The sequence below is a fragment of the Burkholderia sp. HI2761 genome (assembly GCF_002223355.1).
Lineage (GTDB): Bacteria > Pseudomonadota > Gammaproteobacteria > Burkholderiales > Burkholderiaceae > Burkholderia.
This window is the reverse complement of record NZ_NKFN01000007.1, coordinates 121,855-138,791: the sequence shown is the minus strand read 5'-3', so window position 1 is coordinate 138,791 and position 16,937 is coordinate 121,855. Positions and strand designations below refer to the sequence as shown.

At 64.2% G+C, this 16,937-nt stretch carries 15 protein-coding genes and 1 pseudogene; 5 read left to right on the top strand and 11 right to left on the bottom strand.

What is annotated here, in order from left to right; genetic code table 11:
* Nucleotides 1-46: 46 nt before the first annotated feature.
* From CFB46_RS18135 to CFB46_RS18115, 5 genes are all read right to left on the bottom strand, one after another.
* A complete protein-coding gene (locus tag CFB46_RS18135; RefSeq protein WP_089500725.1) occupies nucleotides 47-2,317 on the bottom strand; it encodes a TonB-dependent hemoglobin/transferrin/lactoferrin family receptor in 2,271 nt (756 codons plus the stop codon).
* Between the two features lie 232 nt (nucleotides 2,318-2,549).
* On the bottom strand, nucleotides 2,550-2,777 hold the full coding sequence (locus CFB46_RS18130; RefSeq protein WP_027781608.1) for a hypothetical protein: 228 nt from the start codon (nucleotides 2,775-2,777) through the stop codon (nucleotides 2,550-2,552).
* 187 nt (nucleotides 2,778-2,964) lie between these two features.
* Nucleotides 2,965-3,348, bottom strand: coding sequence for a DUF6232 family protein (locus CFB46_RS18125; protein WP_089500724.1), 384 nt, complete (start codon nucleotides 3,346-3,348; stop codon nucleotides 2,965-2,967).
* Nucleotides 3,349-3,472: 124 nt separating this feature from the next.
* Entirely contained in the window at nucleotides 3,473-3,733 is a 261-nt protein-coding gene (locus tag CFB46_RS18120; RefSeq protein WP_011548992.1) for a DUF2866 domain-containing protein, read from the bottom strand.
* 218 nt (nucleotides 3,734-3,951) lie between these two features.
* Entirely contained in the window at nucleotides 3,952-5,112 is a 1,161-nt protein-coding gene (locus tag CFB46_RS18115) for a porin (protein WP_027781606.1), read from the bottom strand.
* A gap of 309 nt (nucleotides 5,113-5,421) precedes the next feature.
* On the opposite strand from CFB46_RS18115, the gene CFB46_RS18110 reads away from it, so the two are divergent.
* Nucleotides 5,422-6,228 carry a MetQ/NlpA family ABC transporter substrate-binding protein gene (locus CFB46_RS18110; RefSeq protein ID WP_027781605.1) on the top strand — a complete coding sequence of 269 codons (807 nt, stop codon included), beginning with the start codon at nucleotides 5,422-5,424 and terminating at the stop codon, nucleotides 6,226-6,228.
* 133 nt (nucleotides 6,229-6,361) lie between these two features.
* Here the strand turns inward: CFB46_RS18110 and CFB46_RS18105 are convergent, their stop codons facing one another.
* The 4 genes from CFB46_RS18105 to CFB46_RS18090 all read right to left on the bottom strand — a co-directional run bounded on the left by CFB46_RS18105 (nucleotide 6,362) and on the right by CFB46_RS18090 (nucleotide 10,647).
* Nucleotides 6,362-7,477: a succinylglutamate desuccinylase/aspartoacylase family protein gene (locus CFB46_RS18105; RefSeq protein WP_089500723.1), complete on the bottom strand. Its 1,116-nt coding sequence runs from the start codon at nucleotides 7,475-7,477 to the stop codon at nucleotides 6,362-6,364.
* 224 nt (nucleotides 7,478-7,701) lie between these two features.
* Nucleotides 7,702-8,484, bottom strand: coding sequence for an ABC transporter substrate-binding protein (locus CFB46_RS18100; protein ID WP_027781603.1), 783 nt, complete (start codon nucleotides 8,482-8,484; stop codon nucleotides 7,702-7,704).
* A gap of 226 nt (nucleotides 8,485-8,710) precedes the next feature.
* Nucleotides 8,711-9,631 (bottom strand): LysR substrate-binding domain-containing protein, encoded by a 921-nt coding sequence (locus CFB46_RS18095; RefSeq protein ID WP_179235084.1) that lies wholly within the window; start codon nucleotides 9,629-9,631, stop codon nucleotides 8,711-8,713.
* A 68-nt stretch (nucleotides 9,632-9,699) separates the two neighbouring features.
* Nucleotides 9,700-10,647 carry a GlxA family transcriptional regulator gene (locus CFB46_RS18090; RefSeq protein WP_089500722.1) on the bottom strand — a complete coding sequence of 316 codons (948 nt, stop codon included), beginning with the start codon at nucleotides 10,645-10,647 and terminating at the stop codon, nucleotides 9,700-9,702.
* 107 nt (nucleotides 10,648-10,754) lie between these two features.
* Between CFB46_RS18090 and CFB46_RS18085 the strand changes: the two genes are divergently transcribed.
* Together CFB46_RS18085 and CFB46_RS18080 are read left to right on the top strand one after the other, a co-directional pair.
* On the top strand, nucleotides 10,755-11,063 hold the full coding sequence (locus CFB46_RS18085; RefSeq protein WP_027781600.1) for a DUF3817 domain-containing protein: 309 nt from the start codon (nucleotides 10,755-10,757) through the stop codon (nucleotides 11,061-11,063).
* Complete coding sequence (locus tag CFB46_RS18080; protein ID WP_089500721.1) at nucleotides 11,060-11,461, top strand: CopD family protein; 402 nt, start codon at nucleotides 11,060-11,062, stop codon at nucleotides 11,459-11,461. The genes CFB46_RS18085 and CFB46_RS18080 overlap by 4 nt, the downstream gene beginning before the upstream one ends.
* A 10-nt stretch (nucleotides 11,462-11,471) precedes the next feature.
* On the opposite strand, the pseudogene CFB46_RS18075 reads toward CFB46_RS18080, so the two are convergent.
* Nucleotides 11,472-12,078 (bottom strand): annotated as a pseudogene (locus tag CFB46_RS18075) (hypothetical protein).
* A 574-nt stretch (nucleotides 12,079-12,652) separates the two neighbouring features.
* Here CFB46_RS18075 and CFB46_RS18070 point away from each other — a divergent pair.
* Nucleotides 12,653-13,198 (top strand): endonuclease NucS domain-containing protein, encoded by a 546-nt coding sequence (locus CFB46_RS18070; RefSeq protein WP_227789629.1) that lies wholly within the window; start codon nucleotides 12,653-12,655, stop codon nucleotides 13,196-13,198.
* Between the two features lie 307 nt (nucleotides 13,199-13,505).
* Nucleotides 13,506-15,023 carry an ATP-dependent nuclease gene (locus CFB46_RS18065; RefSeq protein WP_089500720.1) on the top strand — a complete coding sequence of 506 codons (1,518 nt, stop codon included), beginning with the start codon at nucleotides 13,506-13,508 and terminating at the stop codon, nucleotides 15,021-15,023.
* 191 nt (nucleotides 15,024-15,214) lie between these two features.
* Here CFB46_RS18065 and CFB46_RS18060 read toward each other — a convergent pair whose 3' ends face one another.
* Nucleotides 15,215-16,603, bottom strand: a complete 1,389-nt coding sequence (locus CFB46_RS18060) for an NCS2 family permease (protein ID WP_027781598.1) — start codon at nucleotides 16,601-16,603, stop codon at nucleotides 15,215-15,217.
* Between the last annotated feature and the right edge of the window lie 334 nt (nucleotides 16,604-16,937).

The window sequence follows — 16,937 nt, the reverse complement described above, 5'->3', positions numbered from 1 at the left end:
GGACTCCTTCAAGTAACGGTTGGGGTGGCAGCGCGGGCAACGCGCATCAGAAATCCACTTTCATGCTGACGGCGACCGTGCGGCCGGGCGACGAATACACGTCGAGCACCTGCGAATCGGCCGCGATGCCGCGCACGTCCGACCAGTTCCAGTATTTGCGGTCGAACAGGTTGCGGATGCCGATCGTCGCGCTCACGTGCTTGTTGAAGCGGTAGCCGCCGCGCAGGTCGACGACGAACGACGACGGCGGCGTGAAGCACGCCTTGTTCGAACAGTCGGACTTGTCGATGTCCTTGTCGCGTTTGGCGGCCTGGAACAGCAGGTCGGTCTGCACGAACCAGCGCTCGCCCGGCTCGTACCGCACGCCGAACACGGCCGAGAACGGGTTCACGGTGTCGAGCGGCTGACTGGCCGCGCCGTCGTTCTGCGTCGAACCTTTCGTGAACGCCATCGCCGTCTTCAGCGTGATGCCGTTCGGCATCACCCATTCGGCACGGCCTTCGAGGCCGTGGATGCGCGCGTCGGCGAAGTTCACGTACTGGAACACGAACGGGTCGACCGGCCGGCCGCTGCCGGCGATCGTCGTGCGCGAGATGAAGTTGCGGTAACGGCCCGTGAACGCAGCGGCGCTGTAGCGCACGACGCCGTAGCCGGTGCCGGCCCTGCCGCGCAGGCCGGCTTCGAACGTGTCGCTGGTTTCGGGCTTCAGGTTCGGGTTGCCGATCGACGTGTAGCCGTACACCGGATTCGAGAAGCTGCTGTTCACCTGGTCGGGCGTCGGCGCGCGGAAGCCGTGCGCGTACTGCACGTACGGAATGAGCGCGGGCGTGATCTCGTAGAGCACGGCGACGCGCGGCGACAGTTCGTTCGCGCTCGTCGACACGGCCTTGCCGGTGAACAGCGGATCGTTTCCGGTCGGGCTCAGCCGGTACGTATCGAAGCGCAGGCCCGGCGTGACGAGCAGGCGGCCGTAGCCGATCTGGTCCTGCACGAACGCGCCGAACAGCGTGTAGTCGGTGTCGGGGAACGCCTTGTTCGGGAACGCTTCGCCGACGCCCGGCACCGTGCCGTCGCGCATGTTCGTCACGCGCGACAGGCTGCCGTCCACGCCGTACAGCAGCTTGTGCGCGAGCGGGCCGGTCGCGAAGCCGCTTTCGGCGAACGCGGCGCCGCCGAACGTGCGTTCCTTGTACTGGTTGTCGCGCGAGCGCGATTTCAGCGGCGCGCCGCGTGTCTCGAACGCGTACTGGTCCTGCTTCGCGTCCTGGTAGTAGAACTGCACGTGCGCGGTCTGGAACCAGCGGAACGTGTCGTCGCGGAAGTCGTAGTCGACGCTGAAGCGGTTGCGCTCGAGCCGGTCGTTCGTCGTGAGCCCGAGCGTCGTCGGCGGATTGATCGCGGAAAGCACGTCGGTGCTCACGCGCCGCTGCACGGTTTCCGCGGTGAACCTGATCGTGTCGCGCGTGGTTGGCGTCAGCACGAGCTTGCCGAGCAGCGATTCCGAATAGATGTCCTGCGGGTTCGACGTCGTGCGCAGCGTGCTCGCCGAGTTGTTGCCGCCGCGCGTGTCGACCTCGTGGCCGCGCCGGCCGTCGGCGATGATCATCCCCTGGATGCGATCGTTGCCGCCCGCGGCCGACACGGTCGCGCCGATGCTGCGGTCGGCCGAGTCGTAGCTCGGCCGGAACGAGAAGTAATGGGGTTTGTCGTAGATCGACAGCAGGTCGCGCGGATCCTTCGTGATGAAGTTCACCGCGCCGGTCAGGCCGTCGCTGCCGTAGAGCGCCGACGCCGGCCCGCGCAGGATCTCGATGCGCTTGAGCGTGTCGAGATCGGCGTAGTCGCCGCGACCCGCTTCGAGCGGCCCGAACGAGAACGCGTTCGGCAGGCGGATGCCGTCTTCCATCAGCAGCACGCGATTGCCTTCGAGGCCGCGGATGTTGATGCTCGAATCGCCGTCGCGGCCGCCGCCGAGCGCGGCGGTGCCCGGCCGGTACGCGGTGCGGCGCACCGTGATGCCGGGCTCGTAGCGCAGCGCGTCCTTGATGTTGGTGGCCTGCTGCTCTTCGAGATCGTCGTCGGTGATCACCGACACGGACGCCGCCGTGCGGCTCGCCGCGGTGGCGGTGCGAGTGGCCGTGACGGTGACGGGGTCCAGCAGCGCTGCATCGCCGCGCGTGGACGCGGCGGTCAGGACGGCAGCAGGCGGGGTGGCGCCTTGCGGCGACGAATCGGCGTGAGCCGGGGCGACGGACAGGCCGAACGCGCCGAACAGCGCGGCACAGATCGGCCGCCGCGCCAGCGTATAGCAATGCACAGGTGGTCTCCCATTGACGATAACAAGCCCGAAGGCTGGCTGGGTGACGCGTTCACCTGGCTGGCCCGTTTGCGCGCGGCATGCGGCAAACGGCGATGTGAAAGGCAACTGACAACTTTATCAGTGTAAATGAGAATTATTATCAATACAAGAACGTAAAGCGGCCCATGCGAGTGAGCGCTCGCATGCACGGCTTGCCCGAGCCGGGGCGGAAATTCGGGAGAAACGGGCCCTAAGCCAGCGCTTCGATGCGAATCAGCAGATTGCGCGCATGCGCGATGAACGCATCGTGTGTCGCGCGATCGCTGTGGCTTTCGATGCCGGCCTGTTCGGCGAACGCGATCTGTTCGGTGTAGAGGTCGACGAGCGCACGGCGTTCGTCAAGGGGAAGCGCGCGGATCATCGACACGAGCAGCAGTTCCTGCGCGCGAAGCATGCCGGACAGCGATTGGACGTTCATGCCGACCTCCTCGGACGATGCGGCGGCGGGCCGCTCTTTCCATACTAGGCGGTCGGCGTGCGCAATGGAGGCGAGGTGCGTGCGTGACGGCGGGCGGCCCGCGATTCGACGCGAACGCTGCACCAGCCGACACGCGCCGCGTCGTTGCCACCCACGCGAACCGGCGCGGGCACGGATGCAGGCGAAATCAGCCGCCGACGGTGACGGCCTGCGCGTCGCGCACGACCTGCGCGACACGTTCGACGAACTCGGCGTCGACGCTCGACAGCGCTTCGCGCTTGCCGTCTGGCATCTCGACCATCAGGCGATACGTGATGTCCTGCGTGGCCCAGGCGAGATAGCCGACGACGGCGAGCATCACGCCGACCACCAGCGCCGCGCTCGATGCGCCGATGCCGCCGGCGACGGCGATGGCCGCGCCGATCAGCGAGATCAGCGACGGCACGAGACGGTTCTTCGGAATCTTGACGACGTCGACGCGGCGGATGTCACGTAAGGCGAATACCTGCCCGGCGGCCGACAGGCCGTTGCGCGTGACCATGACGCCACGTTCGTTGAATGCGTTTTCCATCGTGTGTTGCGTGGACGAAAACGCGCAGCGTAGCAGGTTTCGTTGCCGCGTCAAACGAGACCGACTGCCGCACGATGCGTGCGGCGCGGCCGAAAGACGGGAAGCGGGGGGAGCGGAACCGCGTTCAGAACTGCAGCCGGCCGTCGCCGTACAGCCGGCCCGGCACGTGCGACGCGACGACTTCGGCGATCTCTTCGTCGGTCGATTCGGCCGGCACGATCTGGCGCCGCGCGGGGGCGTCGAGATGCATCGTCCATTCGACGAGGCGATACGGGCGGCCCCAGGGGCGCTGCATTTCAACCGAGACGCGGCAGCTCTGGACCGGCAGCGAGTGTTGGCACGTCAGAATCGCGTGCAGATGGCTGAAAACGGTATCTTCGATCATCATGGCCTCCGATCCTGTCTTGTGGGCAATCGATGGCGGCGCCGTCGGCGTTTAAAAAAAAAGCCGCCGATGCTCAGGCGGCCAACAGGGGGGGTGAGAGCATCCTCTCAGCCCAGAATTAAGCGAAACTTAAAAGCCCATAAAAAAGCGCCCCGCGTGGAGCGGGGCGCTTCTCGCCATCGTGATCCGCGTGTTGAGCGGACCGTCAAGCGGATGCTTTAGAACTTGTGACGGATACCGACGCGAGCGGCCAGCTGGTTCGACGAACCGTTGCCCGACGTGTTGAAGTAGCTCGTGCTCGAACCGATCTGCGCCTGCACGTTGTTGCCCGATGCCTTCTGGTAGACGACGAGGCCGTACACGTCCGTACGCTTGCTGAGTGCGTAGTCGAGGCCCAGGTCGCCCTGGTTCCAGTGCGCCGAGCTGCCGCTTTGCGTGGCGTTCGTGTACGTGTAGCCGGCGGCTGCCGACAGGGCCGGCGTGATCGCGTACTTCAGGCCTGCTTCGTATGCGTTGTAGAACGTGCCCGATGCGCCGCTCGCGAGCGGGGTGAACTGCGTGCGCGTCCACAGCAGCCATGCGGTCGCCGGGCCGAAGATGTAGCGGCCGCCGACGCCATACGTGCGCAGGTCGCGGATGTTGCCCGTGCTGATGTTCGCGATCGTCGTCGAGAACGCCGGCGTCGACTGGCTCGGGAAGCGGATATCCGTGTACGCGGCGCCGATGGCGAACGGGCCGTTCGCGTAGTTCAGGCCGAAGCTGTATGCGCGCGACGAGCCTGCCGTCGTCGTCGTGCCCGACGTCGTGGCCGGTGCGCCGGCGAAGTCGGTCGAGTTCGAGAAGCCGTACAACGCGCCGAACGTGAAGCCGGCGTAGTTCGCGCTCTGGAACTTCACCGAGTTGTTGATGCGGCTCGACGTGAGCTGGTCGACGTCGTTCACGTGGTACGCGTAGTTACCGCCGATCGTGTTGCCGCCCGTCGAGTAGTTCGAGCCGAGGATGTCGGTCGAGAACGAGTACTGGCGGCCGAACGTGACCGTGCCGTATTGCGACTGGCTCAGGCCGACGTAAGCCTGACGGCCGAAGATCGCGCCGCCCTGGCCGATCGTGCCGTTGCCGCTGTTGAAGCCGTTTTCGAGCACGAAGATCGCCTTCAGGCCGCCACCGAGGTCTTCGGTGCCGCGCAGGCCCCAACGGCTGCCCTGGGCAACGCCGTCGTCATACTTGAACAGCTTGCTGCTGCCGCCCGCAGCGTTCTTGCTGTGGTTCACATAGCTGATACCGGCGTCGATCACGCCGTACAGGGTCACGCTGCTTTGCGCGTGCGCCGCGCCGGCCGTTGCTGCGAGGATGGCGATGGTCAACAGTTTCTTGTTCAAAGGATTCTCCGAGCGAATAAATGGCGTGTCCAGTTGCGGTTCCGGCGCACTCTATGGGCGCGTTCACGGACCGGCGCAACTTTATCGGCGGGCCACGTAATGAATATGACAGCGTCTGTCATATGAAGAATGTGTGGTGCCGATGCGACACTGGATTCTGCCCGGGTTGTATAGCGGGAGTTATACCGATTTCGGCTGAGATTCGATCCCGATCAGGAATATGCACATGAAATAAGCTTGGTTGATGGCGTTCGGGCCCCGTGCCACGATCCGTGCTCCAACAAACGACACGGGACAAGAGGACACCCCATGCGACATTCGATCCTGACCGGCCTCGGCGCACTTGCCGCCGCGCTGGCATTCGCCGCGCCCGGTGCGCACGCCGACCCGCAAACGCTGAAGATCGGCACGATGAGCGGCCCCGACGCGCAGATCTGGACCGAAGTGACGAAGGTCGCCGCGCGCGAAGGCCTCGCGATCAAGGTCATCGAATTCAACGACTACGTGCAGCCGAACGCGGCGCTCGATGCCGGCGATCTCGATGCGAACGGCTTCCAGCACCAGCCGTTTCTCGACAGCCAGATCAAGCAGCGCGGCTACAGGATCGTCAACGTCGGGCTCACCTATACCGCCCCGATGGGCTTCTATTCGAAGAAGCTCAAGTCGCTGAAGGATTTGCCGGTCGGCGCGAAGGTCGGGATCCAGAACGATCCGTCGAACGGCAACCGCGCGCTGTTGCTGCTGCAGAAGTACGGGGTGATCAAGCTGAAGGCCGGCGCCGGCACGAACGGCGTGAACGCGACGCCGCTCGACGTCGCCGAGAATCCGAAGAAGATCAGGATCGTCGAACTCGACGCCGCGCAACTGCCGCGCGCGCTGCCCGACGTCGATGCCGCGTCGATCAACACCGACTACGCGGTCAAGGCCGGGCTCACGCCGGTGAAGGATGCGATCGCGATCGAGGATCTGCGCGGGCCGTACGCGAACCTGATCGCGGTGCGCGCGCAGGACAAGGACAAGCCGTGGGTGAAGAAGCTCGTCGCGGCCTATGAATCGGACGACGTGCGCAAGTTCATCGACCAGAAGTTCGGTGGCGCGATCGTGCCCGCGTTCTGAACGGTTTTCGCGCGCGGCGGCCGCCGGCGCGCGTTCCGGAAAGCAAATCGCCCGCGCAAGCGGGCGATTTCGTTGGTGCATGCGACCGCATGCGAACCGCGGTAGGTCCGGCGCGCGGGCCGCGCGCGCGGGCTCAGGCGGACAGCAGCGAACCGGTGCGGATCGCGGTCGCGCCGGCGATGCGCGCGACTTCCATGCCGGCCGTCGCGAAGCGCATGATCTGGCGCGCGTACAGCACGCCCGACACGCTGCTCTTCAGCGTGACGACGCGATCGGTCAGCGGATCGACGATGTCGGCCACGGCCTGGCCTGCCTCGATCATCACGCCGACCGGCGTACGGAACACGATCACGCCCGACACGGGCGCGACGAGCGGATCGGTGCCCGCGAGCGGCGTGGCCGGGTGCGCGAGCGGCGGCAGCGGCGCCGGCGTGCCTTCGACGACGCCGCGCTCGGTCAGGTATTCGACGATCGCCTGCGCATCCTTTTCGGCGAACTCGTACGACACGTCGCGTTCGCTGCGCAGTTCCACCGTGACGGAAATCGCGCCGTTCGGGATCGGGAAGCGGTCGCCGAAGCGGTTGCGCAGATCCGACCAGCAGAAACTGTGGATTTCGTCGAACGGGTTGCCGACTGAATTCAGCGCGAGCAGCGACGCTTGGGCATCGAGATAGCGCGCCAGCGGCTCGACGTCCGGCCACAGATCGGGATTCGTGTAGAGATGCATTACCGCATCGCTGTCGCAGTGCAGGTCGAGCACGATATCGGCGTCGAACGACAGCTTCTGCAGCGCGAGGCGCTGCGAGTCGAGTTCGGTGCGCGGCTTCTGTTCGTCGAGCGCTTCGCGCATCGCGGTGCGCACGACGGCGAGATTGCGCTGCGCGTCGTTCGTGAGGCGGTCTTCGACGCGCGGCAGCACGAGCGCCGCGAGATCGTAGAAATTGCGGTTGAAGTTCTGCATCGAACCGAGCTCGAAGCGGCCGAGATGATCGCCGAACACGTGTTGCGACAGGCCGATCGGATTGGGCACGGGCACGACGACGACTTCGCCGAGCAGCTTGCCGGCGGCCTCGAGCGCGGCGATCTTGCGGCGCAGCAGCGTGGCGACCAGCATGCCGGGCAGCTCGTCCGCGTGCAGCGACGACTGGATGTAGACTTTCTTGCCGCCGCGCGGGCCGTAATGGAAGCTGGTGATCCGGCGTTCGGTGCCGACGGCGGGGGAAATCAGCGGATGGGTCTGCGTTTGCATGATGAGGGGAGTGCGGCGCAGCCGCGAATGATCCGTGTGCGAGGAAGATCGATTGTACGTTGCCTTTCTCGCCGCCATCAAACCGGCGCCAGAACGCGCGGTTTTCCGTTGAGAATCATCAGGTTGGCGCAGAAAAAATAACGTCGCCCGCGCCGCGCGCAAAAAAAACGGGCTCCTCGCGGAGCCCGTTCCCATCGCGCCGAATCGCGCGTCTGTCGGCCGGATTACTTGCCGTAGACGTCGAAATCGAAGTACTTCTTCGCGAGCTTGTCGTACGTGCCGTCCTTGCGCATGCCGGCAATCGCGCCGTCGATCTTCGCCTTCAGGTCGGTGTCTTCCTTGCGCAGGCCGATACCGGCGCCGTTGCCGAGCGTCTTCGGATCGTCGATGTCCTTGCCGGCGAAGTCGAAGTTCGCGCCGCGCGGCGTCTTCAGGAAGCCGATCTCGGCTTGCACCGCGTCCTGCAGCGCGCCGTCCAGACGGCCGGAGATCAGGTCGGCGTAGACCTGGTCCTGGTTCTGGTAAGGCACGACGTTCACGCCCTTCGACGCCCAGTACGTCTTCGCGTAGGTTTCCTGGATCGTGCCCTGCTCGACGCCGACGGTCTTGCCCTTCAGCGATTCGGCCGTCGGCATCAGGCCGGCACCCTTCTTCGTGACGAGGCGCGTCGGCGTGTTGAACAGCTTCGCCGAGAACGCGATCTGTTCCTGACGCGCCGGCGTCATCGACATCGACGACAGCACGCCGTCGAACTTGCGGGCCTTCAGCGCCGGGATCATCCCGTCGAAGTCGTTTTCGATCCACACGCACTTGGCGTTCATGCGGCGGCAGATTTCGTTGCCCAGATCGACGTCGAAGCCGACCACCTTGCCGTCAGCGCCTTTCGATTCGAAAGGCGGGTAGCTTGCGTCGACGCCGAACCGCACGGTCGTCCAGTCTTTCGCGTACGCGCTGCCGGCCGATACGGCGAGCAGGGCCACGGTCACAGCCGCAAGAATCTTTTTCACTCGGTGACTCCTCGTTTTGTTCGATGGGTGCGCGGTTGTGCCGCGCCGTAAGCCTTCGGCCCGCCGCGGCTTCGCGTCGGACAGTCCGTTTCGCCCGCCCGATGGGGGCGCGCGACGTGCGCAAGATTATCAAGACAAAATACCGGCAGGGCGCCTAGGACAAGCCCCGATACCGGGCCCGGCGGCGGCGCGTCGGGTGCGCCGCCGTTTCACACACAGGAACGGTTCAGCCGAGCGTTTCGTTGACCGCGCGCTGCAGGCACGTGACGAAGTGCGAGACGGCCGGCGTGGGCAGCAGGTCGCGCCGCGCGATGATCGACAGGTCGAAGCGCGGCATGCTTTCGTCGAGTTCGGCCGTGCGGATGCCGAGCGGCGCGACCATCGCGGCGAGCGGGCGCGTGAAGCAGCCGATCACGTCCGAGCGCGCGACGAGCCCCAGCGTCACCGCGAACGACATCGGCGAGCGTAGCAAACGTTTCGGCAGCGGCAGCCCGTGCGCCTCGAACATCCCGACCATCACGCTGTGCGGAAATTGCTCGGCGCCGACGGTGACGATCCACTCGGCGTCGAGCAGTTCCTCTAACCGGCGCGCATGGGCGAGCGGATGACCGTCGCGCATCACGATCGTGAATTCGGTCGACAGCAGCGGCAATTGCGTGAAATCGCGGTCGAGCGCGGGCACATGGTGCATCGCAGCGATGTCGAGCGTGCCGTTGCGCAACTGCGCGAGCGCGTCGGGCACCGTCACTTCCACGAGATGCAGGCTGACGTTCGGCATCGACCCGCGGAACGCCGTCACCGCGTGCGGCAACGCGGTCAGTGCGATCGACGGCATCGTGCCGACCGCGACGCGCCCCGACATCTCGCCTTTCACCTGCTCGACCGCCTCGACCGTGCGGCGGATGTCGCCGAGCAACTGCTCGGCGCGCGGCAGCAGCGCCTCGCCGCAGGCGGTCAGCTCGACGCCGCGCACGCTGCGTGCGAGCAGCTCCGCGTTGAGCGCGGTTTCGAGCTCGCGGATCGTGTGCGTGATCGCCGGCTGCGTGACGCCGAGCTCGCGGGCGGCGGCGCGCAGGCTCTTGAGGTGCGCGGCGGAGACGAACGCCTGGAGCTGCGCCATGTTCAACGGGTTGCGGATGCGGGTCATCGATAGGGTCCGGGTGGCGCGAAAGGGGGCGGCGGACTGATGCTTCAGGGGAGCGACGCCGACGAACGTCACGCATCGACGCGCGCGCGGAACGCCTGCCGATAACGCTGCGGCGATGTGCCGACGATGCGCGCGAAGCGTTCGCGAAACGCGGTGACCGAACCGAACCCGGCCTCCGTCGCCACATGTTCGATCGACAGCTCGGTCACCTCCAGCAACTGCTGCGCATGCCTGACGCGTACGGTCTGCAGCCATTGCCCCGGCGACGTGCCCGTCTGCTCCCGGAAGCGCCGCGTCAGCGTGCGCACGCTGGTCGACGCCTTGCGCGCGATCGCGTCGAGCGTCAGCGGCTTGCGCAGGTTGGCCTGCAGCCAGTCCATCAGGTCGTGCAGTCCGTCGCCGCCGGCCGGCCATTCGGGCGCGATGAACTGCGCCTGCCCGCCTTCGCGCACGCGCGGCGCCACCGCGCTGCGGGCGGCGTCGACGGCGACCGCCGCGCCATAGTCGGCCTGGATCATGTGCAGGCATAGATCGAGGCCGGCCGCCGCGCCGGCCGACGTCAGGATCCGGCCGTTGTCGACGAACAGCACGTTCGGGTCGACGTCGACGTTCGGGTAGCGGCGCGCGAGTTCGGCGGCCGCGAGCCAGTGCGTCGTCGCGCGCAGGCCGTCGAGCAGCCCGGCTTCCGCGAGCACGAACGCGCCGCTGCAGATCGACGCGATCCGGCACCCGCGCGCGGCCGCCGCGCGCAGCGCGTCGAGCACGCGGCGCGACGTGGGCGCGAGCGGCACCGACGTGCCGGGCACCATGATCGTATCGGCGTCGGCCAGCGCATCGAGACGAAAAGGCGGGCGCAGCTCGAACAGGTCGCCGCCGACGCGCGGCTGCTCGCTGCACACGCGCACGCGGTACGCGGGCGCGACGTCGGGCGCCCGCACGCGCGCGAACGTGTCGCATGCGACGCCCAGATCGAACGGGACGACATCGGGCAACGCAAGAACGGCGACCGTGTGCATGGCGGGTGCGGCCGTGGCCGGAATCCGTTGAAAGATGTCATTCTAGCCAATGGCTGGAATCCGCACCACACGCGACAATCGCGGCGGACCCACCTGGAGCCCTGCCGATGAAACAAGACGATCGCAACGCGTTGCGGAACCTGCAATACCTGTCGTTGATGGAGGCGACCACGCTCGTCGTGCTGGTGTGCGTGGCCGTGCCGCTCAAGCATCTGGCCGGGTATCCGGTCGCGGTATCGATCATGGGCCCGGTGCACGGCATCGCGTTCGTCATGTACGTATGGGCCGTGGTCGGCACCGCATCGAGCGGGCTGTGGAGCAGGGGCGAGGTCGCGCGGCTCGTGCTGTCGGCCGTCGTGCCGTTCGCGGGGCTGGCGAGCGCCGGCTGGATCGCGCGCAGGCGGCACGCGCGATGATCTACCTGGTGCTGAAGGCCGTGCATCTGGTCGCCGTCGTCACGTTCGTCGGCGGGTTGCTGTTGTCGTCGGTCGCGGTCCGTATTGCGAACCTCGCCGTGCATCGCGCGGTGCGGCGCTGGGATCGCACGGTGACGTCGCCCGCGCTCGCGATCGTCTGGATCGCCGGCATCGCGCTCGTGCTGAGCGGTCACTGGTTCGGCGCCGCGTGGCTGTCGGTGAAGCTCGCGCTCGTCGCCGCGCTGTCGGTGCTGCACGGGATCCTGGCCGGTACGCTGCGGCGCATGGAGCGCGACGATCTCGTCGTCATGCCGGCGCCATGGCTCGGGCAGGCGGCGGGCGCGGTGATCGTCGCGACCGCGCTCGTCGTCGGGCTGGCCGTGATCAAGCCGTTCTGACGGGGCGCGTTCAGGCGAGCGCCATCTCGACCGCCGCCAGCGTGCGACGCCGGATCCAGCCGCTGCCCAGCCGGATCGCGAGCCAGTACGGCGTGAACAGCCAGCGTGTGCGCGCGCTCGGGCAATGGACGAAGGTTTCGGTGCGCAGGATGTGCGCGCCCGACGCGAGCCCGACGACCTCGAACCGGAGCACCAGCTTCGCGTCGCGCGGATCGTCGTGTCGGACGAACGCGTCGGACGAACGCGTCGGCATCGGCGACGGGGCGCACGTCGGGCGTCGGGCGTTAGAAGCGTCCGACGAGGCCGAGCGACAGCGACGTGTCGTCGCGATGGAGCGGCGTGAACGTGTCGAAGCCGAAGCGCGCGCGTTCGGGGCGGGCCGGCGCATTGCGCAGCGCGCCGGCGATCGCCGCCGGGAATTCGTGCACCGTCAGCAGCGTGTCGATGACCGAATCGGCGCGCATGTCGAGCGATGCGACGACATCGATGATGCGCGCGGGCGGCGCGCCGATCGGTTGCGATTCGTGCACTTCGTGGAAGCCGAACGACGGAATGAACGGCGGCTTGCGCGCCGAGGCCCGGGTGATCGATTCGGAGACGATGCCAAGTGGGTTCATCGCGACTCCTGAAGGGGCAAAACGCGATCGTAGCACCGCGCGCGAATGGGAATGGGTGTCGCGCCGTTTTCGCGCAGCGCGTCCCGCCGCGGCGCACCGATAAAAAAGCCTGGAAACTCGCGTTCCCAGGCCTGAGGCCATCAACGACGATTTCTCCGTCGCTGATTTCCGTGGATGTTGCTTGTCGAGCCGCTCTTACAATCCGGCGTTTTTCTACTTGAGGTACGGCCGTTGACAATCGAATTGAGGGCGAGAGTTTTGTACGCGACTGCTAAAGATATCAATGTTTCGGTCGATATATGATGCAGGCTTAGCACTGGACGCCAATCGAATTGCGGCCTCGTCACGCCGGAATTCGCTGGTACAAGAATCGGGCTGATAGGTCGTTTTTTGAGGAGCAGAATACGTGCGGGCGCAATCGAAACGTTACCTAGTAGCTATCAGTGCAAGCGACGGAAAAAGTGTGGAGTTGTTCCCTATGCTCCAGTGGTGCCGTGACAACCCAGATCGTGCACCTAGTAATTTGGTTTTTCGTGGCAGGAATTCGCGAGCGCTGCGACGAGCTTTTGAGAAGATGGGATGGTCTTCAGCTGAAACAGAAGAGGAGATTCATCTGATCTCCCCTGGGTCCTCTGTCGTATTCGGGAAATTGTTTGACGACGCAGAGGAGCAGGAGCCCGACTCGGCGGCGGAAAGCGAAGAGACCGTCTTCAAACTGGAAAACCAGTTGCAGGACTTCATTTCGCACAATCTCGAGTCGATCCGGGTCGGCAACAAGCGCCTCCGGCTATATATGGAGAATGGCGCAACCGGCATCGAATTCTCCACCGACGTTGGGCGAATCGACATTCTCGCTGTCGACCAAGAGGGAGCGTTTGTTGTGTTCGAACTGAAGCGCGGTAATGCCGCCGATAGGGCTATTGGTCAGTTGGCGCGATACATGGGCTGGGTGAGAACCCACCTTGCCAATGGTCGCATGGTAAGCGGCGTGATAGTGGCGCACGAAATCAGTCGGGAATTGCGATATGCAATTGCCGCGTTTCCCAACGTTCAGTTATTCGAATATGAGATCAAATTCGCACTCAACCCGGTTGTCCAGGTCGAATCGGCAGGCGCCTGATGCTAGAACTATCGAACATCCTGCCACATCGGCTGCACGCCAACTACGCTCAGCCATAGATGTGGCGCGCCTGATCGATATATCTGACGACAGGTCCCGACCACTGTTGGCCTTTGTGGCTGGACCCGCTTTCGAACCGACAGTTGTCCACCTACGATTGAGTATCGACGTAGGGGGGATGTTGCCACCCAGGAGTTTGCGCTCGCCTCAGCGGTTAGCTGAGGCGTACTTTGACAACTTGAGCGACATCGATGCAAACTGAACAGTCGCAGTTACACCATACGCAACTACACTGCAAGACAAAAACATGACAACCGTAAATTCGCAGGGATTCCGCAGTGAAATTCGCGAGAGCGAGATCAAGGATTTGCTTGAAAAGGTTACAAAGCGCAAGTATGGAAAATATTTGCTCCGGGTCCGAATGCAGAAGCTGCGTGGGTTTGAAGGGGCGTCGGTTGCTTTCGACTTTCCGGTGACCGCATTGGTTGGGCCCAATGGGGGTGGGAAAACGACAGTGCTTGGTGCAGCCGCGATTGCTTATGATACGGTCCCGCCTCGTCAATTTTTTGCTAAGAGCGGAAAGTTTGATGAAAGCATGCTCAACTGGCGCCTCGAGCATGAGTTAATCGACCGCGACGTCAACAAGACTGATGCGATTCGCCGAACAGCCAGTTTTACCAGCATGAAATGGTCGCGCGATACAGTGAAACGTGACGTCGCCGTGTTCGGTGTTGCGAGAACGGTGCCGGCAAACGAGCGTAAAGAGCTTCAAAAATGTGCAACGGGGACATTTGCCGTTGATCCAGCTCGAGTGGATAGCATCCAGGAGCCTGTTATCAAAGCTGTCGGCCGAATACTTGGAAAGAATATCTCCGGGTATACACACATTCGGGTTGACGATTCAGGGCGTGTGTCATTGCTAACTGGCGCTACAGAGAAGGGAACTGCATACTCTGAATTTCACTTTGGCGCTGGCGAATCAAGTATCATTCGAATGGTGATGAAGATCGAATCGCTCGGTGATAACTGCCTTCTTCTCATTGAAGAAATTGAAAATGGTCTCCATCCCGTTGCTACGGTAAGAATGGTGGAGTACCTAATTGAGGTCGCGACTCGGAAGAGTGCTCAGGCTATTTTTACTACACATTCGAATGAAGCGTTAAAGCCATTGCCGCCTGAAGCTATCTGGGCATCCGTCAGTGGCCACGTATATCAAGGGAAGCTCGACATCGCTGCTCTCCGTGCAATCGCTGGTCAAATTGATGCAAGGCTTGCCTTGTTCTGTGAGGACGAATTCGCCGCGGCATGGCTCCGTGCGATTCTCCGGTGCCAGAGCAATGTGGCAGCCGAAGCCATTGAGATTCATGCGATGCTTGGGGATGGGACAGCAGTGAAGGTTAATAAAAATCACAACGCGGATCCAAGTTCGAAGTTTCCTTCTGCGTGCTTTATTGATGGTGATTCACAGCAGAAGGAGTCTGCGCCCGACAAGGTAATTCGTTTGCCTGGCAATGCGCCTGAAGCATTCATTTTTGATGCTGTGATGGAAAAATCCGCATTGATCGGTGGAATTCTATCTGTGCGGCTTCTGCAACCCCACTCTTCGTCGGACAATGTGTTGTCTCTGCTGAGAGAGAGGCGAATTACTAATCACGACCCTCATATCTTGTTCTCTCAAATAGGGCACGATCTTGGGCTGCTTCCTGAGAGTACCGTTCGGGATGCATTTCTCGCGACGTGGGTGGAGGCGTATCCGGACCAATGCCTCACTCTTCTCCATCCATTGAAAGATATTCTTCCGATGCTAGCTGAGAGCGACCAGTAGGGTTACTTCGAAGGACTGGTTATGGCCGAACGCCGACAGTCCACCTCGCATCAACGGGAATTAGCGATGAACAAAAAAGCCTGGAAACTTGCGTTCCCAGGCCTGGAGACCATCAACGATGATGGTGGAGGAGACGATCTCGTCTCGATGCGCGTCGCCCTTGTGCCGGAGACGTCGCGCATGTCTCGCGCTCAGATGGCCCAGCCGCCGAGATAGAACGTGACGAGCACGGCCGCGATGAGCACGGTGCCGACGTTGAGCTTGCGGAATTCGCCGCTGGCGATGCGGCCGATCACGAGCGTCGAGAAGCCGAGCATGATGCCCGTCACGATGTTCGCGGTCAGCACGATGAACACCGCGCACACGAGGCCCGACATCGCGTCGACCATGTCGTCCATGTGCAGCTTGCTCACGCTGCCGAGCATCAGCAGGCCGACGTACATCAGCGCGGGCGCCGTGGCGTACGACGGCACGAGGCCCGCGAGCGGCGAGAAGAACATCACGACGAGGAACAGCAGGCCGACCACGGCTGCCGCGAGGCCCGTCTTCGCGCCGGCGGCCACGCCGACGCTCGACTCGATGTAGGCCGCCGCCGGCGCGCCGCCGAGGAAGCCGGAGAAGATCGAGCTGATCGAATCGGCGGTCAGCGCGCGGCCGCCGTTGATGATGCGGCCGTTCTCGTCGAGCTGGCCCGCCTGCCCGGCGACCGCGCGGATCGTGCCGGTCGCGTCGAACACGGCGGTCATCACCAGCGCCAGCACGCTCGGCAGCACGGCCATCGACAGCGCGCCCTTGATGTCCATCGCGCCGATCAGCGACGCATGGCCCGGTGCGCTCAGCGACGGCAGCGCGAAGATGCCGTGGTACTTCACGGCCGGATCGAACACGAGGCCGAACAGCGAGATCGCGATCACGACGAGCAGGATGCCGCCCGGCACGCGACGCTTTTCGAGGCCGAAGATCGCGGCGAGGCCGACGACCGACATGATGACCGGGAACGCGGTGACCTGACCGAGCGAGACCGGCAGGCCGGCGCCCGGGTTCTTGATCACGAGGCCGACGTCGTTCGATGCGATCAGCAGCAGGAACAGGCCGATGCCGATCCCCGTGCCGTGCGCGACGCCCGCGGGCAGGTTGCGCAGGATCCACGAACGCACGCCGGTGACCGAGATGCCGGTAAACACGAGGCCCATCAGGAACACGGCGCCGAGCGCGACCGTCGGAGACAGCCCCTTGCCGAGCACGAGGCCGAACGCGGTGAACGCGGTCAGCGAGATCGCGCAGCCGATCGCGATCGGCAGCTTCGCCCACAGGCCCATCAGCAGCGAGCCGAACGCGGTGGTGAGACACACCGCGACGAACACGGCGCTCGTGTCGAAACCGGCCTTGCCGAACATGCCGGGCACGACGAACACGGAATAGACCATCGCGAGGAAGGTGGTCACGCCGGCAATGATTTCGCGACGCTGCGTGCTGCCGCGCGACGAAATGCCGAAGTACCGGTCGATGACTCCCTGGGTGCCAAAGTCAGTTTCTTGCGCGCCGACGCCGACCGTCGGCTGCACCGGGGTATCACTCATGAGCTTGCTCCTTTATCAGCATGCTGAAACGGTCCGTAGCGAACCGTCGTCAGGGTGTCTCGTATCTGGTTGGGATTGTTCGGCAACGTCGTGGAGACGAATGACGCGCGATGCGTGTCGTTACGTGCGAATCGAAACGAGCGCGAGGATGTCGCGTCGGACGACGCGTGGTGTGGTCGACCCCGTCACGTGTGCTTTGCCGTAGCGAAGGTTAGGCGAGCCGCCCATCACGTCCCATCGGGGGAAGAGCATGCAGCGCATGTCGCAGCGCTTATATCGGCGTGCAACGGGGCTCCGTCGAGCCGACACGCGTGTATACGCCTAGTTCGAATCC